Here is a 23,521-nt window from a genome sequence, read left to right as displayed (position 1 = left end):
ATCTGACTCATTTGGGGTTAAACCGCGGTTGTATTGATGCCGCCTCAGCTAACAAAAAAGAGGTATCTGCGAATACAGATACCTCTTGCTGCTGCACTTGTATTACCGGTAAGCTGTGCTGCAACAGCTGTATTATTGAAAAGTTGCGTGAATACAACCAGTAAACTGAAGAGGAAATGCCATGAGAATGCTCCATACCATGCTGCGGGTAGCTAACCTGGAAAAATCCATCGCTTTTTATACTGACGTGTTAGGCATGAAGCTACTGCGTCAGTCAGAAAACACCGAGTATAAATATACCCTGGCGTTTGTTGGCTATGGTGCTGAAAGCGAACATACCGTGTTGGAACTAACCTGGAATTGGGATACCGATAGCTATGATTTGGGTAATGCTTTTGGCCATATTGCACTGGAAGTAGACAATGTTTATGACGCCTGTGAGGCCATCCGGGCTAAAGGTGGGGTGATTAGCCGTGAACCCGGGCCGGTTAAAGGTGGTACTACTGAAATTGCCTTTGTGCGCGATCCCGACAACTACGCTATTGAACTTATTCAAAAGAAAGCCAGCTACCAAACCCTGTAACCAAGCGGAGCCATTATGCCAGATTTGAACATCAGAGCGGCAACAGCCGATGATGCAGCCACCATTTTACAGTTTATTACCGAACTGGCCATTTTCGAGAAAGCTGAGCATGAGGTACTGACTTCAGTTGAGCTGATTAAACAAACCTTGTTCTGCAGTGATGCCAAAGCCCATGCCCTGATTTGTGAACAAGCAGGCAAGCCTATTGGCTTTGCTGTGTACTTTTATAACTACTCTACCTGGCTGGGCAAGTATGGCTTGTATCTGGAAGATTTATATATTACACCGGATGCCAGGCGCAGCGGCGCAGGTAAAGCGCTGTTTAAAGCACTGGCTAAAATTGCCATGGCGAATAATTGCGGTCGCTTTGAGTGGAGTGTGCTGGATTGGAATACCCCGGCAATTAAGTTCTACCAGGCTTTACATGCTCAGGAAAAAACAGAATGGATAGGCTACCGTTTAACTGAACAACAAATCGCCGCCCTGGCAACCCAAACAGATTAAGCTCCCGTTTATCGCGGTTGCGGCAATTATTGCTGCAACCGGTTTTGCTGCAACTGTTTTTGCTTCGCACTGGCAAACTGCTCTAGGCGAGCAATCATTTGTTCGGGGTAAAGCCCCTGATAAAGCCGACGCATGCTGCCATCAAGATAGCTATCTTCCAGCACCCGTTGCCAACGGGCTATAGTGCTGTCATCAATATCCCGGGAAAAAGCCAGATACAACTGCACCTCTGTTAATTGTTGCAACATCACCAGCTGCTGGTCGCTTTGCTGCATTTCTAACTGCAGCTCGCTAAAAGCCGCTTCGTTCAGCACCACTAGATGCACCCGCCCCCGCCTTAACAATTTAAAGCAGTCACCGTGGTTGACCGTCAGAATTAAATTGCGGCCGTCGTTAAAGCCCATTCTTTGCAAATATTTTACATGCACAGACTCGCGGTACACACATGCCAGATGTCTGCTGTTTATACCGGGAGAAAAGTTACCGCCCGGGAAAAAATCACTAAGGCCATACAAACCTATGCTATGCATCTTTAACGGCCCAACCCATTTAAACAGCGCTTCGCGCTCTGGGTTACGTACTGTTTCAAATAAGCCACTATTAGGTTGGGTCTTCGCTAACTCCAGCGCCCGGGCCCATGGCAACAGTTCGATAGTGGCTGGCTGATCAAGCCGTTGCAACAATAACCTGATTAAGTCAACGGTAACCCCAGCCACTTCACCCTGTGCGTTAAGATATTCGCCTGGCGGGCTGTGCTCGGTATACAAATTTAATGGTAGCGGCTCAGATTGCGCAGCAGTTACCAGCAAACTAAGGGGTAAAACCACAACCATAACAAACAAACTAAGCACAAACTGTGGCATACAAGTCACTCCGGTTTGACTTCCCTAAAAATGCATAGCAAATTAGTAACACATTTAACTTTAGAAAAAAACCAATAGAAACGAGTAATTAATCCAGGGTGATCAGCACTTTTTCATTTAGTGACATCGCCAGGTTGTTATCATAGTACGCCGCTTCATTGATAAACGTCGGGTATACCGTCTGCTCGCCTTGGTAATAAATTTCAGTGCCGTCAAATAACATAAAAATCGGGTCACCGGGATTGATCGGCTGGTAGTCTTTGTCCTGCACGTTTTTATGTACCATACCAATCCGTTCGCCCTGCTCGTTCATTGGCAGTTTAATACTGTGTAAATAGCGAAACGCTGCAGTTTGTTTTGGTAGCGCAGGTAAGTTGCCACTGTTATACAGCTCGACAAAATCCAGAATATGGCGGGTCATCCGGTCCATCAGCTCTAAAATATCGTGGCGCAGCACCGATTGCGGCTGTGGCCCCACTTCCACTAACACGCCATAACGGCCAAGCGTACACATCAGCGCATGCTCTGCAGCGGCAAAATGGTCTTCATCGCGTGAAATAATGGCCTCTGGCATCACCATTTTAACGTAGGCTGCCAGCTGATTATAAAATGGCCCGGCCTGAGTCAGAATTAAACAAGCGCCCATATTGCTGGTGGTATTGTGTAAATCGATCAGCAAGTCAGTTTTGGCCGCCCCTTTTGGGCCTAACTCTGCATTAAGCACTTTCGCCCGGCTTTGCTCATAGTTGGTAAGCGCCGGGTTGGCCAAATCAGCATTTTTAAACTGGCGGTTTAAGTCACTGTGCAAATAACGTTTATTAGCATAATGTGCTTCAGGGTTGGCCCAGACACAACGGCAATCAAAGCTGTCTCTGGCAATAAGCTGCGGCCTGGCCAGGTACTGTTTAACTAAATAAATGCCAGAGAACTCATTACCATGCACACCGCCAACAATGGCTACCTGCTTTATCTTATCCATAACCACTCCATCAGAAATACTGTCAACCTTTACTGCTGTTGACTAAGCTTAGCCTATCATCAAAATGGCTATTATGGCGTGACTAAAATGGTGTTAATGACAAGAAAATAACAACGGAACTACGGCAGAAATACCGAATTTATTGCAACAGCCAGCAGCTTAGTCAAAGACAGATAAGTGGTCGCTTCAAAGGCATAATCAGGCTGCGGGTTTAGCCAACTCATCAATATCACGCGGTTGCTTTACCAATTCGTTATGCAAAATAGCACTGGCCTGACATACGCATTTACCACACTGGCTACCAACACCCAGCTCAGCTTTCAATTCGCGCATGGTACAGGCGCCCTTGGCGATGTGTTGCTTTATGGCTTTATCTGACACTGCTTTACATAAACATACGTACATGGCGCTGCCTTTGCTCGACAAATAGTTTAACAAAACAGCGCCATCTTAATCTAACTGCGAATTGTTATCAATACCATTTTGAATAAATGGCTGGTATTTCCAGCCATTTACCAGGCTAAATTTAACGAAACAATACTTTTTCCTGCTGGAACCAGTGTACGCAAAATGCGATAAGTGCTGCAGCCAGCGCAGTGGTAGAGGCAAATATTAATGCCAGTAAGCCATAGTCCGCGGTACCTTTTAGCAGCTCTTTAATGGCCAGCGCGATATTAGTCAGCGGAATTAATGCCGTGGTGACGTCCAGCTCCATACCCGGCGCCATTGCTATCATTAATGGCACTATTACCAGAATCGTCAGCGGGCTCATATAGTTCTGTGCTTCTTTAAAGGTGCGGGCATAGATAGAAATTGCCAGCAACAAGGCAGCAAATATCGCCGCTGTTGGTAACAGTAATGAGAACATCAGCATTAAATCAACAATAGTAATGCTGGCCAGTGCTTCAGATACTTTGGATAAGTCAGCAAAGGCACTGATAATGCCGCCCCACACGCCTAAGCTGACCACCGTTATCAGTGCCGTCATTAGTGCAGTAGTTAATACCGTTAAAAACTTACCTAACACGATAGCGGTGCGGCTAACCGGGCAAATCAGTAAGGTTTCCAGGGTGCCGCGCTCTTTCTCGCCTGCACCCATATCTACCGCCGGATACATGGCACCACTTAGGCAGAGTAACACCAGGGCATAGGCTAAAATCGCGCCCATGCTCTCACCAATATTTTCCCGCTGCTCCGCGGTATTAACCCGGGTCAATTCTACCGGTTTCAATATCGCGGTCAGGTTCGTCGGGTCAACACCTAACTGACTCAAGGTGCCGCGTTGCAACTCCTCAGTATAGGTTTTCAGCATCTCGTCGAAATAGTTGTACATAAAGTCCAGTTGCGACGAGCGGTTATAGATCAGCTGCCATTCTGTTTGCTTCACAGCGGCTTTACGGTTGGCAAAATCAGCAGGAATTACCAGTGCCACGTCAAACTCTTCGTTGCGAATTGCCGCGATCAGTTCTTGCTCAGTGCTTAATGTCGTTTCAACTTTTTTAAAGTTTTTATGGTAAAACAGCGCTTCGGCAAACTCGGGGGCCTGCTGCTCGTTTACAATAACGTAACGATGTTGCTCTTCCATCGCTTTACTGGTGGTGGTTGCCATTACCAGGCCGACAATCCCGAATAACACCGGGAAAATAAGGATTGGCAATAAAATAACAAAGATAAGGGTTTTCTTATCGCGCAATAATTCAGTTAATTCTTTAAAGTAAACCTGCCACATATCAGGCTGCTCCCTGCTCTGGTTGATTAGCAATAACGGCTAAAAATGCCTGACGTAGATCACCATCTGGTGTCAGCTGCTTAAACTGTTCAAGGCTGCCAGAAAAACTGCTTAAGCCTTTATCAATAACTACCACCCGGTCACACAAAGCGCCTACTTCATCCAGATGATGGGTAGAAAAGATCACCGGGGTACCCTGGGTTTTTAATGACTTAATAAAATCCAGCACGGTTTGCACTGTCATAATATCCAGACCAGTGGTGGGCTCATCCAGAATAACGACTTTGGGGGAGTGCACCACAGCGCGGGCAATAGCGGTTTTTTGCTTCATACCGGTCGACATGGTATCCACCCGCCGGTTGGCGAAATTATGCATATCAAGCAGGGTAAACAGCTCATCAATCCGGGTTTTTATCGCGGCTTCTTTCATACCGTGCAAGCGGGCAAAATAGGCAATGTTTTCAAAGGCCGTTAGTTTGCCATACAGCCCGGTATCTGCGGATAAAAAGCCGATTTCTTTGCGGGCCTGAATCGGCTTTTGCAATACATCGATACCATTAATAAACACCGAACCGCTGTCTTGCTTTAAAGCAGTGGATAGCATGCGCAAGGTGGTGGTTTTGCCGGCACCATTAGGCCCGAGCAGCCCGAGCACTTCGCCGGAACCACATTGAAAACTAACGTCCCGCACCGAATGGAATGCTTTCTCGCTGTAGCGCACATCCTGTTTTTCAGTATCCGATAATTTATTGCCTTTGCTGATAGCAAACGCCTTAGCTAACCCTTTTATTTCAATCATGTAAGCTTCCTATCGTTGCGTGGTTTTTCGCTCTCATATTATTTGTACTTATTTTTTTGTACTTATGTTTTTTGTACTTAGCGCCCGGAAATACTCCGTATTTAGGTAAAATTCTGCCCGGCGATTATCATCCCACCAGCCTGGCACCCCAAGTAGTGGCAACGGGGTCAGTTGTTGATTATCAAGAAGTAACCCGCCGTTAGCAATTTGTTGCAGCAGTTTTTGGTCAAGAAAACTGTAAGCATCTGTTAAAGACCACTGGCAAAAGCCTGTTGGCACGTTAATAAACAAGCATTTGGCGGTTAAGCCCAGAAAGGGTGAGGTGGCCATTTCATAGATTGCATGGCCAAAAATAACCGGCCTTACAGTATGCCACCAATCAGCGCGCCGGCTGACAAAACTTTGCTGCCACTGGTGGGTCCGTAACAAGTCGGCATGGTGCGCGGCTTCTGGCTCAAGGCAAATTACCACCCCACACTCATCAAATAAGGTCAGCTTATTGCGCAGTTTACTGCGCTGTTTCAGGCCATGTTGGGTTATTTCAGCCATATGCAGTTGGTTAAGCAAGGTTTTGGTCTTGGGAAACAAACACCAGATTAAAGCACCAAAAAAGTCATGCCAGTTATCTTTACGGGTAGGTATAGTGTTAGTTGCATAAATATATTCTTCATAATAGCGGCCATCCTCCGCCAGCGCGTCGTCAGCCACAAAACGAAAAGGCGCATTACCGGCCCATTGATTCAGCCTGGCGACATCCGGCCATTGATGTTGCTGACTCAGGTCAATATGCTGGCACAGATCAGCAAATATAGTGCTAGCGGCTAACAGCGAGCTGTCCCAGCGAGGGGGTGGCGTAAAACGGGTTTTTAGATCATTTTTTTGCATAACCAGTGTTTTCTGTTGCTGTAGCTGAAGACTATCAGCCTTAATTACTTATCAAAAGCGTGAAAAAGCGCTTGCATTTTTGCCATGGCATGGCACATTCAAGGGGTACGTTTAGACGTACATACTGCCAAAATTACCCTTCGTCTTTCAATATGCACGGGTGTTGGCTGCGCCAGTTTACCCCTGTCACTTAGTACAGCTAAGCTCAAGGGGCCGGGCTGGCGTTCCAGTGGGTTACCTTGCCGCCTACGTGCATCTCGAAATCCATTGGGTAAAAATGTGTTTATTTGAAAATTATTAATAGAGGTTATCATGTGTTCGATATTTGGGGTGCTTGACATCAGTACTGATGTTAAAGCGTTGCGCCAGCAGGCGCTGCAGTTATCTAAGTTATTACGTCATCGCGGTCCTGACTGGTCAGGTATCTGGAATGACGAAAATGCCATTCTGGTGCACGAGCGTCTGGCCATTGTAGATACTGAAAATGGAGCCCAACCTCTTATCAATGATAATCGAAATCACATTCTGGCAGTGAATGGTGAGATCTACAATCATAAGCAACTCGAAAAAGAGCTGGCTACGCCCTACCCATTCAAAACCAAGTCTGATTGCGAGGTGATCCTGCCGCTATATCTGGAGCACGGTGCCGATTTTATTGATCAGTTGCATGGCATGTTTGCTTTTATTTTGTATGACGCAGAGCAAAGCCGTTATCTTATTGCCCGGGACCATATTGGCATTATTCCGCTGTACTATGGCTATGATGAAAATGGCCAGTTATTTGTCGCCTCAGAATTAAAAGCGTTGGTGCCGGTATGTAAGCAAATTAAAGAATTCCCACCCGGCCACTATTTTGACAGTAAAATTGGCGAGTTGCGCAGCTACTATAAGCGCGACTGGCAAAGTTATGACGCCGTGAAAGACAACCCGGCCAGCGAAAGTGAATTAAAAGCCGCACTGGAACATAGCGTCAAAACCCACCTGATGTCAGACGTACCTTATGGCGTATTATTATCTGGTGGTCTGGATTCATCACTTATTTCAGCCATCGCCCAGCAATATGCTAAACGCCGGGTAGAAGACGATGATCAGTCTGAGGCCTGGTGGCCGCGCCTGCACTCTTTTGCGGTTGGCTTACCGGGTTCGCCCGATTTAATTGCCGCCCAGAAAGTGGCCGATGCGATTGGTACCGTGCATCACACAGTGCATTTTACTGTGCAAGAAGCATTAGACGCGCTCAGAGACGTTATTTACTTTCTGGAAACCTATGACGTTACCACCATCCGCGCATCAACCCCGATGTACCTGATGGCCCGTAAAATTAAAGCCATGGGTATTAAAATGGTGTTATCTGGCGAAGGCTCAGATGAACTTTTCGGCGGCTATTTGTATTTTCACAAAGCACCTAACGCCAAAGAGTTTCATGAAGAAACCTTACGTAAGTTAGACCGCTTACATATGTTCGACTGTAACCGGGCCAATAAAGCTATGTCGGCCTGGGGTATTGAAGCACGGGTGCCATTTCTTGATAAAGAGTTTATGGACGTAGCAATGCGCTTAAACCCACAGGCTAAAATGTGCGGTGGCGGCAAAATGGAGAAACATATTCTGCGCCAGGCCTTTGATGGCTTACTGCCGGATGAAATTTTATGGCGGCAAAAAGAGCAATTCTCAGACGGTGTTGGCTACAACTGGATTGACAGCTTAAAAGCCCATGCGGCAAAAGAGGTCAGCGATCAGCAAATGGCCACCGCCAGCTTCCGCTTTCCGGTCAATACCCCGGATAGCAAAGAAGCCTATTACTACCGGGTGATTTTTGAAGAACATTTCCCGCATGCTGGCGCCATCAGCTGTGTACCGGGAGGTAAGTCTGTCGCTTGCTCTACGCCGGAAGCACTGGCCTGGGATGCGAAAATGGCTGAAATGACCGACCCTTCAGGCCGGGCAGTGCGCGACGTTCACTCGCAAGGCTACTAAGTTGTAACTGATTAATCTGGCCACCTGCGGGTGGCCTTTTTTATTTCTGCCGCCTGTATAGGCGATGCCGGAATTAACTGGCACAATAAACTGTAAATATGACTATGATGCAAAGTTATCGCGGCGCGGTCTCTGATAAAGCAACCGTCGATAATTGCCAGGGACAGACAGTATGCACGTTTTATCATTTATTTTATGCACCAGCCTGACGCTGCTCACTTTAAGCCTTTACCCGGCAGCGGTTGCTGGTGAGCTGCATTTGCGTGGCCAGTGGCTGACAGATCTTAGCGGCCAAAATCTGGTTGACCCGCAAAGCTCAGGTTTAACCCTGCGCCACGGCGAGCTTATTCATATAGGCGATAACAGCGCTGCGCTGCCTATGCGTAATATATTGCTCAAAATTAACCCGCAAAACGGGCAGCTGACAGCAGCACCGGTTAAGCTGACAGTAGCCGAGCCGCTGAGCAAAGGCTGTTTTGGCGAATTGTTGACCGGCTATCCGGATTGGGAATCACTGACCTGGGATCGCCAGGACGATACGACCCTTATAACGGTTACCGAAGATTCCTCAGGCTATCAACTTAGCCCAGAGTGTGCTGCACGCTATGCTGATACTCACTCAACCCCCTACCCGACACTATTGGTTAAAATTAAAACGGATAAAGCGCTGACTCAGGCTGAAATTGTTGCAATAAGGCCAGTGCAGTTTCCAGAGTCTGCGCGGGTAGGCAGTTTTAGCAATGATGGAATTGAAGGCCTAGCCTTTGACAACAACGGCAATTTGTATCTGGCACTGGAAAAGAATCGGGCTAATGCACCAATGATCTTTGTCACACCATACTCTGCTGATTTCTGGCAGAGCGACGATTTTATTAAAGTTGCAGACAGCGGTTTTAAGCTGCCGGTGCCGGATGCCAATAACCACCCGATTAACGGCCTTGATTATTTGCCTCATCCTGACAGCAGCCATCCGGGCTATTTAGTCGCCGCGGCGCGCAACGATGACCAGCTCTGGATTATTGATATCAGCCAGCAGCAGGCGCCCTTTGTCCAGCAAATGCATTTCTACGCGCCAACCTACCGCAATAATGCCAGCAATGATTGCCCGGCCTATGAAAAAATGCGCAACACCTCCATTGAAGGCGTTGCAGTAGCCGGCAATCAGCTTTATCTGATCAACGATCCCTGGCAAAGCCAGTATCCTAAAAACATCCGGTGTCAGGCTAATGCGGTTAACTTTAACCAGTTTTCGCCGTTGTTGTTTCAGTTGAACACTGATCCGCGCTGGTTTGTCCAGCCATAACAAAATGCCGGTAACCAGCACTAGGTGGCCCCGCCGCCTTCTGCTATGATTGTCGACCAGCCGCCAGTGCAATTAAGACGGCTGGACATACCGCCTTAACAATAGTGTTGCAGGATTTCATATGATCAACCATTTTCGCGTGCTTGGCGTTAAAACCAATGCCAGCGATGAAGATATTAAAAAGGCCTACAAGCGCCTGGCAAATCGCTATCATCCCGATAAACTGCTGGGGCTGAGTGATGACGAAAAACAACAGGCAGCTATCCAGTTGCAACGGGTTAAGCAGGCCTACGATGTACTTGCTGATCCGAAACAAAAGTCGGCATTTATTAAAGACTTTAACAACGTTATCGTAACTGATCCCGCTGCTGCCATGCAGGAATTATGGGACCAGTATTACTGAGTAACTTGCTATTGTTGCCGGCTTTTATTAATACTTTAATTAACGCTGTATAATCTGGATAAGGTCGTTAGCCTCTTATGACTGCAAAACTGAATTTAAAACGCATTCGCGCTCTGCAAACCGATGCCAGAGAAAATATCGAGTCATACTCAGACCCGGAAACCCCGAAAGCGCTGGAGCAATATACTGCCAAAATGAAAGCAGTATTGCTGCGTGATCCACAGCTGCTGGAGTCATTGCCTGAGTATTTGCCGGTTGCCTTATATGGCCGGGTGAAATTTGTACCAGAAGCTAAAGTGAAATGGCAACAATGGCTTAGCACTGGTATCGCACCAAGCTGGGATGAGTTTAAAACCTCTGCTGCTTTTAATAATGCCGATATTGAACTGGTAAAGGCGATCCGCGCTTTTTCTGAATCATTGCTGATTGAAAGCTGTGCTGTGATATTTCTGATGGAACATGGCGATAGCATGGGTAACGAGGGCCAACGCCGTTCGACTGATGCTAATGACGATAATGATGCCGATGACGACGATTCTGGCAGCGATAACTATAACAGCGATGATTACAGCAGTGATGGTTATAACGACAACGACGACGATTCAGATGAGCCCGGATACGACAACCAGTACGATGACATTCGCTTTAACAGAGAGAAACCTGAATGACCAATTTAATTGAAATTGCGGTTGCCGAGATTAAAGAACTGGCGGTAATTGAGCCCAAACAGGCCAGTAAAAAATTTGAGCTGATTGCTAACACCATGAGCGATGAGCAGTTGGTTGAAGTTATTGAAAATATTGATATCGTTACCCTTACCCAAATGAACAGCCAGCACGATATTTCTTTTCCGTCCATTATCTCTGAACTAATGAGCCCGGAGCGTATTCGCGATATCGTTTGTCAGCAGCCGTTATATTGGGAAGAGAAAATAAAAAATAATGCGGATGAGTTACAGCAACACACGTTCGACTTTTTAACCTATCTTATTCGCAGTCAGGACAGCGAAGACAAGCAAGCTGAAATTTTAGAATGTGTTGCTGATGATCCGGCCGGTTTATTCTATCTATCTATCCCCTTTATAGAATTATATCGCAGTGAAGCCATACCTGATGATGAAGGCCTGCACGATATGCTGCATGATGAAGAGGAAGATTTGGAAGAAGCAGTTCGCTATACCGAGCGGCAGATGAACGAAGATGCCCACGGTTTGGGCATTGATGATCCACGCAGCTTGCTGGCACTGATCCGCCAGTTGGCGCCTGCTGTTGAACAAGCAATTAAAGCCCTTATTCGCAATGAAAACTCAGGTTGGGAAGGTATCATCAATAAATTTGCTACTGAGCTGGTAATGCAGGCTAAAGAGAAAAATCAGGCAAGTGATGAATTTGCCGAAGTAGACGACATGTTTAGTTTTCTCGACTAACTCCCGAAAAAGTGCTTTACCGCTAAATCCGCAGTAAAAGTCCATTAACAGGAAAACATCGATGCAGTTAATAGTTCGTGACGGTAGCACCGGCCCTTTTTTAAGCCAGGTTATCAATAATGCCGTTGCGACTGAGCAGCTAAGTACTGTCCAGTTGCAGCAAATTAAAGGCAAAGCCGTACTGATGAGCCTGAAATTTGCCGATAAGTTTTATAACAAATATAAAATGCACCTGCTGGAGCAAGCCGCGCACGATGTCATTGGCGTAGTTAGCCTGGGGTTGCTGGAACTGACAGATAAAGACCAGCAGCGCGCGCTGGCCCTGCTGCTGGCACCAGAAGGCCTGGTGAAACCCTTTCAGAAAGGCTGGAGCATGCTAAGCACAGTTAGCCTGCAAGGCGGCACTAAATCGCTGTATGGTGAAGTAGACGAACAACTGTTGCAGCAATTGTCGAGCCCACCTGATGCCGAGGACTGGTCAGGCTGGCAGTATTATCAGCAGGCATTAACCGAACACCGGCGCAGCCAGTCGATGCAACTGTTGCAACAACAGTTTTATGCCCGCAGCCATTTTGATGAGTTCGAACATTTCAGTCTGGAAGAAGTATTGGCAGAGGTGGTATTTTATCGCGCCCTGACAGGCGGCGACAAAGTACGGCAAGATTTGAAAAAGCGGCTGGCGCAGATAAAGCTGCAGCCACACTGGTTTAATGAAACCTTTTTTGCTCTGCAAACTGAAGCCACCCTGGCCGAGTTGCCTGCGGCAAATGCCGATGCTATTCGCCACGACTTAGGCCAGCATTTTATTCCGGCACTGGTAAGAACGCTTATTTTTGCCAAAGATTATCAGGCATTAGCAACAAAAGACGCCTCACCGGAAAAGCTTGACGCTTTCGAAGGGAAGCAAGGTTTAACCAACCCGCTACTGGGCTGGCCCCAGTATCTGGAGCTGTAACCAAAGTAACATAGTAGCGATGAGTCAATTAAGCTCACTGGTCGGGCCAAATCAGACGGGAGTGTTGCGACGAGCCCATAGCGTGAACAAAGAGGCACTGCCAAACATCAGCAGGCTGTAAACACTGGGCGCTATCGACATCGCTGAACTTTGTAAAATACCGGTAGTAATTAACAAGGCCAGGGTGCCATTTTGCAAGCCAACCTCCAGGCAAATCGTCCGCGCCTGGCGCTCCTGCTGTAGCAGCCACCTCCCCAGCAGATAACCCAGTAGCATGGTCACCAGATTAAGCGTTATTGCCGCCGGGCCCGCTTTGGCAATATAACGCCATAAATCATCGCCTAAATCGACAGAAATACTAATAATAAGCAGTAAAAGTACGATAATCGAAAAGTTACTGATCACCGGCTCTGCCGCTTTGGCAAACGCCGGAAGTTTGGCCCGCAGCAACATGCCAGCCAGCACTGGCAATACACTGACAATCATCAGGGTTAACCAGGTTTGGATTACCGGCAACTGCAGACTGGATTCAGCGCCACCATAAAAACTGATAGCCCACGAAGCCAGTAACGGAATAGTAAAGGGTGTAATTAAGCCTACCACTGCCGTTAACGATACCGATAAGCCAACATCAGCTTTACTTAAATAGCTGTATAAATTTGACGTGGTACCGCCCGGGCACAGTGCTAAAATAAACAAGCCAATTGCCAACTCTGCCTGGAGCTCAAACAAAGCAATAACCGCTATCGCCACGATTGGCAGCAGCAACAGCTGGGCCAGGGCACCGATAACAAAGCCCCTGGGTGCCGCAAACACCCGGCTAAAATCGGCCAGACGCAGGCTCATACCCACACCAGTCATAATCAGGATCAGCGCCAACGGCAAACCAATCTGGGTTAAGGAATTAAACATCACCGTACCTGTTTTACTAAAAATACCACGTTAAGTTATACCGGCAGTCAGCTCCCTTGCTCTGCCAGTGCTTTTGCCTGAGCTTTTGCTTCGGCTTTGGCTGTCTTCTCTCCCACCAGAATAGCGCCCCAACGGCGCAGCAGCTCAAACCCTGCCAGGCAGGCGGCTACCGCCAGTAAGGCCCAAAGCATGCCACTGATGCCCAGTCGCTGCTGCTCTGAATACAACGTCCAGATAAACTGACCAACGCAAAGTGTCGCCACTACCAATAACGTCGGTTTGCGGCCGATTTTAGCGACAATAAACACCCCCAGCGGCGCACCTATCGCTACCACCGGCGCCGCCGCCAGCCAGTTCTCAAATACCCCCGGGGCCAGACCCTGGCCGGAAACCGTTTTAACGACTACTCCCAAAACCGAGGTAAAAGCCATAATGACTACAGAGGTTGGTATAGCGATTTTCAGATCGGCCCGGCATAGCAGCACCAACGCGGTATACAGCACCATGTCAATGCCTACGCCGGTCACCGCCGCCACTGTAGCGCCAGCCAGCGCACCAATCCACAGCCCCAGCTTAAAGTCCCAGTGCTCGTCAAAGTCGGTCATGCCGGTGTGGCCGGCAATTTCATTTAAGCGAAAAAAATGCAGTAAGCCAAAGCTGGCCCATACCACGACAAACAGCAGCTTAATCCACAGCTCAGGAATATAAGGCGCAATCAGGAAAATACCCAGCGGCGTACCGAATAAGGCTCCAAGCATCGCACCTTTAAGCGTGGCCCAGGCCAGCGGCTGGCGCCGTGCCAGAATAAAAATCGCCGCACTGGTCATGCCGATAGACTGAATGGCAAAACTGAAATCCCGGCCCAGGCTGGCCGGCAGCTCAAACAGCAGCACCAACACCGGAAAGCCGACAGTGCCGCCCCCCATTGGCGTAGAGCCCGCCGCATAGCTGCCAATGGCCATCGCTACCGCCATTGGCCAATGCGCCACAGCAGTAGGCCAATAGCCAAGGCCGGCCACTAAATACAGCCATACCGCGTAAAAGCCTGCCAACCAAAGCAACCAAATCCACAACCGTTGCTTTAATGGTGGGTGTATAGTCATTCTGTACTTCCTGATTAGTTAAATTGCTGACTACTTATAAGATCCGGTTCACAACAGTATTTTTATTGCCCTGGCCAGCCCGTCTAAAGTTAACGGCTGCATTCGGCTGGCCATTATCTTGTTAATCATTTCAATAGAATAATAGTGGCTCCACCACTGCTCTGGCTGGGGGTTCAGCCAAACCGCTTTCGGGTACTGGGCCAGTAAACGCTCTAACCACAGCTTACCCGGTAGCTCATTAAAATGCTCGACACTGCCACCCGGATACTCAATTTCATAGGGGCCCATGGTGGCATCGCCAACAAATATCAGCTTATAGTCGCTGCCGTAGGTATGAATAATATCGTCTACTTTAACCTGCTCGGTATAGCGCCTTTTATTGTCACGCCACACCCCTTCATACACGCAGTTATGAAAGTAGAAAAACTGCAGATGTTTAAACTCGGTTTTAACCGCCGCGAACAGTTTCTGGCACTGCTCGACATGGTCATCCATTGAGCCACCGACATCAAAAAACACCAGCAACTTAATGGCATTGTGCCGTTCACGGATAAAGCGTAAATCCAACCAGCCGGCCTGTTCTGAGGTCGCCTGAATGGTGCCGTGTAAATCCAGCTCAGTTTCCGCACCGCTACGGGCAAATTTACGCAGCTGTTTAAGTGCCAGTTTAATACTGCGGTTATTTAGATCAACGTCGGTATCTAAGTCTTTAAACTCGCGCTTATCCCATACTTTTACCGCACGCCTGGCACCACTGCCCTGCTGGCCAATCCGCACGCCTTCGGGGTTAAAACCATAAGCGCCAAACGGCGAGGTGCCGCCGGTGCCTATCCATTTATTACCGCCAGCGTGCTTTTTTTGCTGCTCTTTTAGGCGCTCACGCAGGGTTTGCAGCAATTTATCCAGGCCGCCGAGCGCCTGCAGCTTGGCCTTATCTTCATCGCTTAACTTACGCAGTACTTCTGGCACTAACCACTCGGGCGGAATACTGGCGGCGATATCCACCTCGGCCACGCCCTCGAAATAGTCAGCAAAGGCGCGGTCGAATTTATCATACTGGGTTTCATCTTTTACCAGGCATAATCTGGCCAGCTGATAAAAGGCTTCAGTATCGGCGAAAATCACTTGCTGCTTTAAGGCATTTATTAAATCCAGCAGTTCGGTAATACTGGTTTTTAAGCCGTATTTGCGCAGGGTGAAAAAGAAATCAATTAGCATAATTCTTTCGTGTTACTCACTAAAGCATCCTAAGAGTAGACCAGAACCTTGTTCTGGTCGGCGCAGAGTGTCTGAGCGCAGGCGCCAGCCGTAGCGAGTTGCTGCGACGAGCCAGAGCAAGTGTTGCGGTCAACTCTTTTGCACTTAGCCTTGAATGCAAACCAGACCGAAACAAGGTTCTGGCCCTTCGCTAACTTCAATCGCAGAGTCGTTACTACTGAAAAAAACATACTTCTCAGCGCCCTTGCCGCTTGGCCAAAAATGCCAGTTTTTCTACCAGTGCTACGTCCTGCTCGTTTTTAAGCAAGGCACCAAACATCGGCATCAGGCCACCTTTTTGCTGCTTATTGGTTAACACCTCGGCCGGAATATCTTCGGCCAGCAATAACTTGAGCCAGTCTAGCAACTCTGAAGTTGATGGCTTTTTCTTTAAACCCGGCAACTCACGCAGCTCAAAGAAGATCTCCAGTGCGGTGCTTAATAGCTGCTGCTGAATATTGGGGTAATGCACCGCCACAATGGCGCGCAGGGTATCGGCATCCGGAAAACGAATATAATGAAAAAAGCAGCGCCGTAAAAAGGCATCAGGCAGCTCTTTTTCATTGTTCGAGGTAATAATCACAATCGGCCGGTCAATAGCGCGAATTTGCTCGCCGGTTTCATGTACATAAAACGCCATCTGATCCAATTCGTGCAGCAAATCGTTCGGGAACTCAATATCGGCCTTATCTATTTCGTCAATCAGCAGCACCGGACGTTTAGCGGCAGTAAAAGCCTGCCATAATTTACCGGGCCGGATATAGTTGCTGATATCCTGCACCTTGTCGCTGCCCAACTGGCTGTCACGCAGCCGCGACACGGCATCGTATTCATACAGGCCATGCTGGGCTTTAGTGGTAGATTTGACATGCCACTGAATGAGTTGTGTATCTAAACTTTGCGCTAACTCTTCTGCCAGACGGGTTTTACCAGTGCCAGGCTCGCCTTTAATCAGTAACGGCTTCTCCAGGATCACAGCGGCATTAACCGCCAGCGCCAGTTCAGTTGATACAATATAATTGTCGGTACTTGCAAAGGCCATCTTAATCCTCTTCGGTCTTTGGTTCAGGCTACAGTTTATGATTAATTGAAATGATATAAGTTATAGCCAAACGCTACTTCACCTTTTATGCTGCTGGCGTATTCTTATAACCAAATTCTTTGTAATTGGAGCTTTTTATGGCAAACGTATTTGCAGACCACTCATTGTCTATCGGCCGCACCCCTCTGGTCAAATTAAACCGGACTGTACCTGGCGGTGCCAATGTGTACGCTAAAATTGAGTCACGCAACCCAAGTTTCAGTGTTAAATGTCGCTTAGGCGCTGCATTAATCTGGGATGCCGAGAAACGCGGCGTGCTGACGGCAGAGAAAGAGATTATCGAACCTACCTCAGGCAACACCGGCATTGCCCTGGCGTTCGTTGCGGCCAGCCGCGGTTACAAGCTAACCCTGACTATGCCGGCAACCATGAGCCTGGAGCGCCGCAAATTATTAAAAGCCCTGGGCGCTAACTTAGTGCTGACCGAAGGCCCGAAAGGTATGAAAGGCGCTATTGAAAAAGCCCATGAAATCCTGGCGTCTGATCCAAACCGCTACGTTTTACTACAACAATTTGAAAACCCGGCCAACCCACAAATTCACGTTGATACCACAGGGCCGGAAATTTATAACGATTTAGACGGTAAAGTAGATATTTTTATCGCCGGTGTTGGCACCGGCGGTACCATTACCGGGGTAAGCCGTTATTTAAAACAGGTTAAAAAGCTGCCACTGCACAGTGTCGCAGTGGAACCAGTAGAGTCACCGGTAATTAGTCAGGCCAAAGCTGGCGAGGAATTAAAACCAGGCCCGCATAAAATTCAGGGTATTGGTGCCGGTTTTATTCCTGGCAACCTGGATTTAGACCTGATAGATGAAGTCGAAACCGTCAGCAGTGATGATGCCATAGCCGCCGCCCATCGCCTAATGCGCGAGGAAGGCATTCTGGCAGGTATTTCGTCAGGTGCAGCGCTGGTCGCCGCGCAACGTCAGGCTGCCAAGCCGGAAAACGCTGGTAAAAATATTGTCGTCATTCTGGCCAGTGCGGCAGAGCGTTACTTATCCAGCCCGTTGTTTGCTAACATTTTTACTGAGCAGGAACTGCAGCCCTAAGCATAATTCTGCAGTTTTTAAGGCCGCATCTGCGGCCTTTTTCCTTTACAGATGCTGAAAAAACTTCCAAACTGCTTGCTTAACTGCTTACTAAAGGTGGCTGCTGATGAAACTAATAGGATCGTTAATAATTAGTGTGTTGCTGCTTGGCGCATGCAGTGAAAAACCGAAAAGCAATGCACACTGGGGTACCCCTGAGCATATTGCCACCGAGTTTTTTCACGCTTTATATAATGAAAAAGATCTGGAAAGAGCTAAAAGCCTCAGCACTGAAGAGTTTGCTGCACTACTCGATTCTTATGTTACGCCGCGTCAGGTTGCCAGAACCTTAATGAATATGTCCTATGATACTGTCACTATCGAAGTAAACCGAAGTGGCCAAAACCTGCGCCAGCAATACGATGACGATGCGGACGTTACCCTGGTGTTTAGTGGCGAGCATGATGGCAAGAAGGTTGATAACTTACGCACCGTAAGTATGGTTAAGAAAAGTGGCAAATGGCTGGTCACTGAAGTAAAAACCGATCCCTTTAGTAGCACCGCCACTTACTAACGGTTTAATGGCGGTTGATTGGAATATCCTAAGCTTATTTTTTTGCAAAGAAGCCCTGGAGTTGCTGCTGACAAGCGTCACTTTTTAGCAGTTCGCCAAAAACCTCAAGTTCAGTCGCAATGACTTTGTCGGCTTCGCGTTTTATTTTGCCCCGGATTAACGCCTTACTTTGTTGTACTGCTGCTGCCGGCAATTTTGCCAGGGCTAATGCTTTATCTGCAGCAAAAGCCATTAATACTGTGCTGGCTACCTGCTGATTAACTAACCCCATGGCCACAGCCTGATCGGTATCAAAAGCCTCACCCAACAGCAAATACTGGGCAGCACGTTGATAACCCACCAACTGCGGCAAGAGTAAACTGGATGCTGCCTCGGGGCATAAGCCCAACTGACTGAACGGCATTTGAAAACGACAGCCTGGTGCGGCGTAAACTAGATCGCAGTGTAATAAAGCCGTAGTACCGATCCCAATTGCCAGCCCAGCCACTGCCGCTACTATTGGTTTGGTAAAGGCATTAAGCTGATATAGAAAAGCAACTGTCGGATGATGAGCATTCAGCTCGCCTGCGGTTAGAAAGTCCTGCAGATCATTACCGCTGGAAAAACAGCTGGCTGAGCCCTGCAATACCACCACTTTTACCGCAGGATCACGCCCGGCTTGCTGCAGTGCCTCAGTCAGCTGACTATACATGGCCAGACTTAGCGCGTTTTTTTTATCTGGCCGATGCAGGGTAAGGGTCAATACTCCCTCTGGATTCTGGCTAATGTTAACAGTCATGTTGGCGTCCCATACTAATACCGGTTCTGTTATAAATTTAATGGCCGGCAGCAGTGCCTTCCCGCCGGGGATCTGCAACACCTTCCAGACCGGCAGCATTAAGTTCAATGGCATGAATGCCAGAATTAAGATCCTGCACCCGCACCTGATAGCCCATAGCTTCCAGCACCGGTGCCAATTCAGCCAATGCTGTGCCAGCCTCTAACGCCAGATAATCATTGCGATGGGTAAAGCGCGGCAGATTTATCGCCTGTTCCAGGTTTAACTGCCAGTCAAGCACTGCCACCAGGTTTTGCGCCACGTAATTAATAATCCGGCTGCCCCCGGGTGAGCCAGTCAGTAGCTTCAGGTTGTTATCCTGGTCAAACACCATCATTGGTGCCATCGAGCTACGTGGCCGCTTGCCACCTTCAACCCGGTTTGCGACCAGTTTACCGTCAACTTCAGCCCGCAAACTAAAATCGGTCAACTGGTTATTTAGCAAATAACCATTAACCATCAGGCCAGAACCAAACACATTTTCGATACTGGTCGTCATGCTGACAGCATTGCCGTACTGGTCGACTACTGAAAAATGACTGGTATTTTCAAACTCCACTGCCCTCGCGTCTGCCAGCGGTTCAGCGCCGTCCGGCTGCCCGGCGGCAACTACTGCCAAGTTACGGACGGGATTAATCAGCTTGGCCCGGCTTGCTAAGTAGGCCGGGTCCAGCAGGCCAGCAACCGGTACCGGGCTAAAATCTGTATCGGCCGCAAACCGCTCCCTGTCGGCAAATGCCAGCCGGGCAGCCTGGCTGATTAAATGTACGGCCTGTGCAGAATCAGGCTGCAGTTTGGCCACGTCAAATGCCGACAAAATACCTAATATTTGTAACACCGCAATACCGCCAGAGCTTGGTGGCGCCATACCACATACCTGATACTGCCGATATGCCTGGCACAAAACCTCCCGCTCTACCGCCTGATAATTGCGCAGGTCTTCAAGCGATATTACCCCAGGGTTAGTTGCAGCGCTGCGCACAGTTTTTACCAATGCTTCGGCATTTTCACCCTGATAAAAGGCGGCAACGCCTTCTTTAGCGATCGCTCTGAGTAATTTACCGTAATCCGGATTAGTGATTGTCTTACCTGCCGGCAATGCCTGGCCATCGGGATAAAAATAATCTTTTGCCGGCGCCAGGGTTTTCACCCCCTCATTCCAGCCCATGGCCAGATGTTTAGCCATCCGCGGTGTTACTTCAAAGCCTTGTTCAGCGGCAGTAATAGCATCTTCAAACAAAACCGGCCACGGCAGGCGGCCATATTGTTGATGGGCCATTGCCAGGGCTTTTAGCACTCCAGGTACCCCAACAGATTTGCCACCAACATATGCAGACCGCCAGTCCAGTGTTTTACCGTTTTCGCTAAAAAGTTTACCATCTGCCATTGCTGGTGCTTGTTCGCGGCCATCAAAACTGGTCAGGCGCTGGCTGGTTTTATGCCAGTGTAAAATAAAAGCGCCACCACCAATGCCTGAACTTTGTGGTTCAACCAGGCCCAGCATAAGTTGAGTTGTAATAGCGGCATCAATTGCGCTGCCACCTTTTGCCAGAATACGCTGGCCAGCCGCTACCGCTATAGGGTGCGCCGCAGCAACCATCGATTTTTTGCTGCGAACCAGTTGCTGCTCGGTCAGGCCGGTGGCCGCTTCAGGCTCCCGGGTTTCCTGCTGTGGCAGCGTGTTAGCATCAGCAGAGTGACTACTGAGCAACAAACCAAAATTAATTATTAACAGATATAATAGCTTCATTTCGTGCTCTCTCCTGCTGCAGCTTTACACCCTAACCAGAAGCGTGCAGCAGATCAAGCATGTTCGGCGGCTTATGCCGTCACGAAGCGAAATACCACTTGATATCAACAACAAATTAGTTTGGGATAGCACTACTTTTAGCCATATTTTTTATAAGCGCTCTGAAGGGAACTTATAGAAGAGATCTTAGCCGGGCAGTTATGCAGACTTTATTTGATTTTAAACGTGGTTATGCGCCATTTTGCATAGTACTGCTGCTGGCGATGTTGATGTTTGTGTTACCAGAGTCAGTGCAGCAGTTGTTTGCTTATCAAAGGGCTGACCTGGCAAATGCTGAACTCTGGCGATTAATCAGTGGCCATTTGCTACATTCAAACTTTTACCATTTATTGTTAAATGCGGGCGGTTTGCTGGTTATTATGTTGCTGCATGCCGGCTACCAGCGGCAACTGGCGCTATGCTGGCAATTGCTGTTTAGTGCACTGTTAATCAGCTGCCTGCTGTACTGGTTACAGCCTGATATCCAGCGGTACCTGGGGTTATCCGGGATCCTGCATAGCTTATTATTTTTCGGGGCACTGCTGGACATTAAAACCGGGAAAACCGGCGGTATTTTGCTGACGCTGGGTATTCTGGCAAAAATTGGCTATGAGCAATATCAGGGGCCTGATGCCGAATTAGGCCGGTTAATCAGTGCAACGGTAGCGATTGACGCTCATTTGTATGGTGTTATTAGCGGCGCACTGTTGTTCGGTTTGCTGGCTGTTAAAGCCTGGCTGATAAAAAAGCCGCTCGCCTGACAACAGCACACTTTAACCAGCCTTCTGACGCTGCCGGGCTTTGCTTACCACTGCTTTGAACAAGTGACGCTGCCGCCGGATAAAAATTAAAAATTCCGGATGCCATTGCACGCCAAGGACAAAATCGCGATTGGGATCTTCGACTGCCTGGACAATGTTATCTAAATCACGACCAACAACCCGCAAACCATCACCTAATTTGTCTATTGCCTGATTGTGTAAACTGTTTATCCGGGCTTTGGGTGTCTGCAAAATAGCCTGTAATCCAGAAGCGGGCTCTGCCAGACACAGCGTTTTTAACGGCAGAACTGTCCAGCGCTTTGACGTCTGTTGCCGCTGCGCGGTAAGTTGCTGCAATAAACTGCCACCGCGGCTGACATTGAGTAGCTGTGCCCCACGGCAAATACCCAACAAGGGTAAACGCTCCGCTTCAGCGCGCTGTATCACTGCCATTTCCAGTTCATCCCGCGCCGGATCATAGTTGGGGTGTACCTCAGACTTTGCCGCATACAGCACCGGATCAACATCATGGCCACCGGTTAGTACCACTCCATCGAACTGTTCGGCTGATAGCGTGCTCGAGGGCCGCAGCTGTAAAGGTATACCGCCGTACCAGCGAACCGCAATTGCCACCAGCAACCTGGGGCCAAATGCGCCGCGCTCAGGCCCGGTTATTGCAATTACCGGCTTAGCCATTGCTGTTCTACCTCACTAATCCAGGCTGCGGTGTTATTCCCCTTATCTGCTAACTGCTGACGGTATGCCGCAATGCAGCGCTTTAGTTTGGCCGGATCAGCCGCCAACATTTCAACCTGCGCCCAGCCAGTCCAGGCCCGTTGTAACCCCCATTCTGCCTGATGGATTTCACAGCTCGGTAAACGATAATGAAAGGTGGGTCTTGCTTTAATTAATTCGTCATCTGTGATCGCCCGCACCCGTTTTTCATCTAAGTGTAAAAACAGCGGCAGGCAATCCAATGCCCGGTTGCGGCTGGGATTAAACTCAAGGTAATGCTCAATAAGCTCTGCCAGGCTGGGTTTGTAGGCGTCATCAATTATCTTCAGTTGATACGCTTTCGGATAAGGGGCGATAAAAGAAGTCAGACTCCTGACAAAGTCAATTTTCTCCTGTTGCCGCAACCAGTCATGCAGACAAACAAAAGCCTGGATTATCGCCAGTAATGTCTCAGCGTCGGTCGCTGGCACTTCCGGATTAAGTTGCAAACCAAAGGCATACTGTAAAGATTCCGAAGAGCCCTTCGCTCCCGCCTGATGCAGTAACATGATTAGTTCAGTAACGTCATGTAAGCGGGAATAAGGCAGCGGTGGGCTAACCAGTTCCAGCGGCACCAAAGGTTTGGCTGCAGCTGCCAGCATAGTCTCCAGTGATGCCTGCAGGTTATCGGCAACCGAATCGGTGTCTATCTTCTGTTCGCCCATTGCCGTTAACAGCTGAAAATCCAGTTCAACTATCCAGTCTCCGGCGGGATCGCCACTCAGCTTATAGCGATAACGGCTGCTGGCTGCAGCAGTCAGGGCTAAATGGCTGGCCACCAGCTGCTGCACATCAGCCAGCTCCAGACCGCTGAATTCTATTTCAATCCCAAAACGTCGTGGTTTATTAGCAAAACTGCGTTGCCAGGGTAAGGCTGTTAACAATGGCTGACTGGACAAAAACACCTCTTGTTCAACTATTTAAATTTAGCCTAAGGTAGCGGCCAGGCCTTGTCAAATAACCAGGCTGATGCAGCAATAACAGCAAGTTTAGGT

At 48.5% G+C, this 23,521-nt stretch carries 25 protein-coding genes; 11 read left to right on the top strand and 14 right to left on the bottom strand.

The features are described 5' to 3' along the window. The first annotated feature begins 181 nt into the window (after positions 1-181). Together gloA and H141_RS0106965 are read left to right on the top strand one after the other, a co-directional pair. The gene (gene gloA / locus H141_RS0106970; RefSeq protein WP_026349288.1) at positions 182-583 is read left to right on the top strand and encodes a lactoylglutathione lyase; all 402 of its coding nucleotides are present in this window, start codon (positions 182-184) and stop codon (positions 581-583) included. Positions 584-598: 15 nt separating this feature from the next. After that, a complete protein-coding gene (locus H141_RS0106965; RefSeq protein ID WP_019675533.1) occupies positions 599-1,087 on the top strand; it encodes a GNAT family N-acetyltransferase in 489 nt (162 codons plus the stop codon). 26 nt (positions 1,088-1,113) lie between these two features. On the opposite strand, the gene H141_RS19955 is transcribed toward H141_RS0106965, so the two are convergent. The 6 genes from H141_RS19955 to H141_RS0106930 all read right to left on the bottom strand — a co-directional run bounded on the left by H141_RS19955 (position 1,114) and on the right by H141_RS0106930 (position 6,342). After that, positions 1,114-1,950 carry a substrate-binding periplasmic protein gene (locus H141_RS19955; RefSeq protein WP_019675532.1) on the bottom strand — a complete coding sequence of 279 codons (837 nt, stop codon included), beginning with the start codon at positions 1,948-1,950 and terminating at the stop codon, positions 1,114-1,116. An 88-nt stretch (positions 1,951-2,038) separates the two neighbouring features. Next, a complete protein-coding gene (locus H141_RS0106955) occupies positions 2,039-2,929 on the bottom strand; it encodes an aspartoacylase (protein ID WP_019675531.1) in 891 nt (296 codons plus the stop codon). A gap of 198 nt (positions 2,930-3,127) precedes the next feature. Next, a complete protein-coding gene (locus H141_RS0106945; RefSeq protein ID WP_019675529.1) occupies positions 3,128-3,334 on the bottom strand; it encodes a bacterioferritin-associated ferredoxin in 207 nt (68 codons plus the stop codon). 121 nt (positions 3,335-3,455) lie between these two features. Next, positions 3,456-4,658 (bottom strand): ABC transporter permease, encoded by a 1,203-nt coding sequence (locus H141_RS0106940; protein WP_019675528.1) that lies wholly within the window; start codon positions 4,656-4,658, stop codon positions 3,456-3,458. A gap of 1 nt (position 4,659) precedes the next feature. After that, the gene (locus tag H141_RS0106935) at positions 4,660-5,457 is read right to left on the bottom strand and encodes an ABC transporter ATP-binding protein (RefSeq protein WP_019675527.1); all 798 of its coding nucleotides are present in this window, start codon (positions 5,455-5,457) and stop codon (positions 4,660-4,662) included. A gap of 48 nt (positions 5,458-5,505) precedes the next feature. Next, the gene (locus tag H141_RS0106930; protein ID WP_019675526.1) at positions 5,506-6,342 is read right to left on the bottom strand and encodes a DUF3025 domain-containing protein; all 837 of its coding nucleotides are present in this window, start codon (positions 6,340-6,342) and stop codon (positions 5,506-5,508) included. 312 nt (positions 6,343-6,654) lie between these two features. Here H141_RS0106930 and asnB point away from each other — a divergent pair, with 312 nt between their 5' ends. From asnB to atcC, 6 genes are all read left to right on the top strand, one after another. Continuing rightward, on the top strand, positions 6,655-8,319 hold the full coding sequence (gene asnB / locus H141_RS0106925; RefSeq protein WP_019675525.1) for an asparagine synthase B: 1,665 nt from the start codon (positions 6,655-6,657) through the stop codon (positions 8,317-8,319). 172 nt (positions 8,320-8,491) lie between these two features. Further along, positions 8,492-9,622 carry a hypothetical protein gene (locus H141_RS0106920; RefSeq protein WP_019675524.1) on the top strand — a complete coding sequence of 377 codons (1,131 nt, stop codon included), beginning with the start codon at positions 8,492-8,494 and terminating at the stop codon, positions 9,620-9,622. A 121-nt stretch (positions 9,623-9,743) separates the two neighbouring features. After that, complete coding sequence (gene atcJ / locus H141_RS0106915; RefSeq protein ID WP_019675523.1) at positions 9,744-10,025, top strand: cold adaptation protein ActJcold adaptation protein ActJ; 282 nt, start codon at positions 9,744-9,746, stop codon at positions 10,023-10,025. A 77-nt stretch (positions 10,026-10,102) separates the two neighbouring features. Next, entirely contained in the window at positions 10,103-10,693 is a 591-nt protein-coding gene (atcA, locus tag H141_RS0106910; protein ID WP_019675522.1) for a cold adaptation protein AtcA, read from the top strand. Next, positions 10,690-11,451, top strand: a complete 762-nt coding sequence (atcB, locus tag H141_RS0106905) for a cold adaptation protein AtcB (RefSeq protein ID WP_019675521.1) — start codon at positions 10,690-10,692, stop codon at positions 11,449-11,451. The genes atcA and atcB overlap by 4 nt, the downstream gene beginning before the upstream one ends. Before the next feature lie 61 nt (positions 11,452-11,512). After that, the gene (atcC, locus tag H141_RS0106900) at positions 11,513-12,406 is read left to right on the top strand and encodes a cold adaptation protein AtcC (RefSeq protein ID WP_019675520.1); all 894 of its coding nucleotides are present in this window, start codon (positions 11,513-11,515) and stop codon (positions 12,404-12,406) included. A gap of 51 nt (positions 12,407-12,457) precedes the next feature. Here the strand turns inward: atcC and H141_RS0106895 are convergent, their stop codons facing one another. The 4 genes from H141_RS0106895 to H141_RS0106880 form a co-directional block, all read right to left on the bottom strand. Next, positions 12,458-13,318 carry a bile acid:sodium symporter family protein gene (locus tag H141_RS0106895; RefSeq protein WP_019675519.1) on the bottom strand — a complete coding sequence of 287 codons (861 nt, stop codon included), beginning with the start codon at positions 13,316-13,318 and terminating at the stop codon, positions 12,458-12,460. A 47-nt stretch (positions 13,319-13,365) separates the two neighbouring features. Beyond that, positions 13,366-14,421, bottom strand: coding sequence for a sulfite exporter TauE/SafE family protein (locus H141_RS0106890; RefSeq protein WP_019675518.1), 1,056 nt, complete (start codon positions 14,419-14,421; stop codon positions 13,366-13,368). A 48-nt stretch (positions 14,422-14,469) separates the two neighbouring features. Further along, a complete protein-coding gene (locus tag H141_RS0106885) occupies positions 14,470-15,639 on the bottom strand; it encodes a vWA domain-containing protein (protein ID WP_019675517.1) in 1,170 nt (389 codons plus the stop codon). A 235-nt stretch (positions 15,640-15,874) separates the two neighbouring features. Then, positions 15,875-16,720: an AAA family ATPase gene (locus tag H141_RS0106880; RefSeq protein WP_019675516.1), complete on the bottom strand. Its 846-nt coding sequence runs from the start codon at positions 16,718-16,720 to the stop codon at positions 15,875-15,877. A gap of 137 nt (positions 16,721-16,857) precedes the next feature. Between H141_RS0106880 and cysK the strand changes: the two genes are divergently transcribed. Further along, entirely contained in the window at positions 16,858-17,832 is a 975-nt protein-coding gene (gene cysK, locus H141_RS0106875; protein ID WP_019675515.1) for a cysteine synthase A, read from the top strand. Positions 17,833-17,938: 106 nt separating this feature from the next. Next, on the top strand, positions 17,939-18,385 hold the full coding sequence (locus H141_RS0106870) for a hypothetical protein (protein ID WP_019675514.1): 447 nt from the start codon (positions 17,939-17,941) through the stop codon (positions 18,383-18,385). Between the two features lie 34 nt (positions 18,386-18,419). Here the strand turns inward: H141_RS0106870 and H141_RS0106865 are convergent, their stop codons facing one another. Further along, on the bottom strand, positions 18,420-19,163 hold the full coding sequence (locus tag H141_RS0106865; RefSeq protein ID WP_026349287.1) for an enoyl-CoA hydratase-related protein: 744 nt from the start codon (positions 19,161-19,163) through the stop codon (positions 18,420-18,422). 37 nt (positions 19,164-19,200) lie between these two features. Then, the gene (gene ggt, locus H141_RS0106860; RefSeq protein WP_019675512.1) at positions 19,201-20,952 is read right to left on the bottom strand and encodes a gamma-glutamyltransferase; all 1,752 of its coding nucleotides are present in this window, start codon (positions 20,950-20,952) and stop codon (positions 19,201-19,203) included. A gap of 200 nt (positions 20,953-21,152) precedes the next feature. On the opposite strand from ggt, the gene rrtA reads away from it, so the two are divergent. Continuing rightward, entirely contained in the window at positions 21,153-21,752 is a 600-nt protein-coding gene (gene rrtA, locus H141_RS0106855; RefSeq protein WP_019675511.1) for a rhombosortase, read from the top strand. A gap of 12 nt (positions 21,753-21,764) precedes the next feature. Here the strand turns inward: rrtA and H141_RS0106850 are convergent, their stop codons facing one another. Next, the gene (locus H141_RS0106850) at positions 21,765-22,448 is read right to left on the bottom strand and encodes a gamma-glutamyl-gamma-aminobutyrate hydrolase family protein (protein WP_019675510.1); all 684 of its coding nucleotides are present in this window, start codon (positions 22,446-22,448) and stop codon (positions 21,765-21,767) included. Beyond that, positions 22,433-23,425, bottom strand: a complete 993-nt coding sequence (locus H141_RS19950; RefSeq protein ID WP_169337167.1) for an amidoligase family protein — start codon at positions 23,423-23,425, stop codon at positions 22,433-22,435. The genes H141_RS0106850 and H141_RS19950 overlap by 16 nt, the downstream gene beginning before the upstream one ends. Between the last annotated feature and the right edge of the window lie 96 nt (positions 23,426-23,521).

Source organism: Arsukibacterium perlucidum DSM 18276 (assembly GCF_000382165.1).
GTDB classification, from domain to species: Bacteria; Pseudomonadota; Gammaproteobacteria; order Enterobacterales; family Alteromonadaceae; genus Alishewanella; species Alishewanella perlucidum.
Note: the sequence above shows the minus strand (reverse complement) of the source record. Positions and strands in the feature narration are given on the sequence as shown.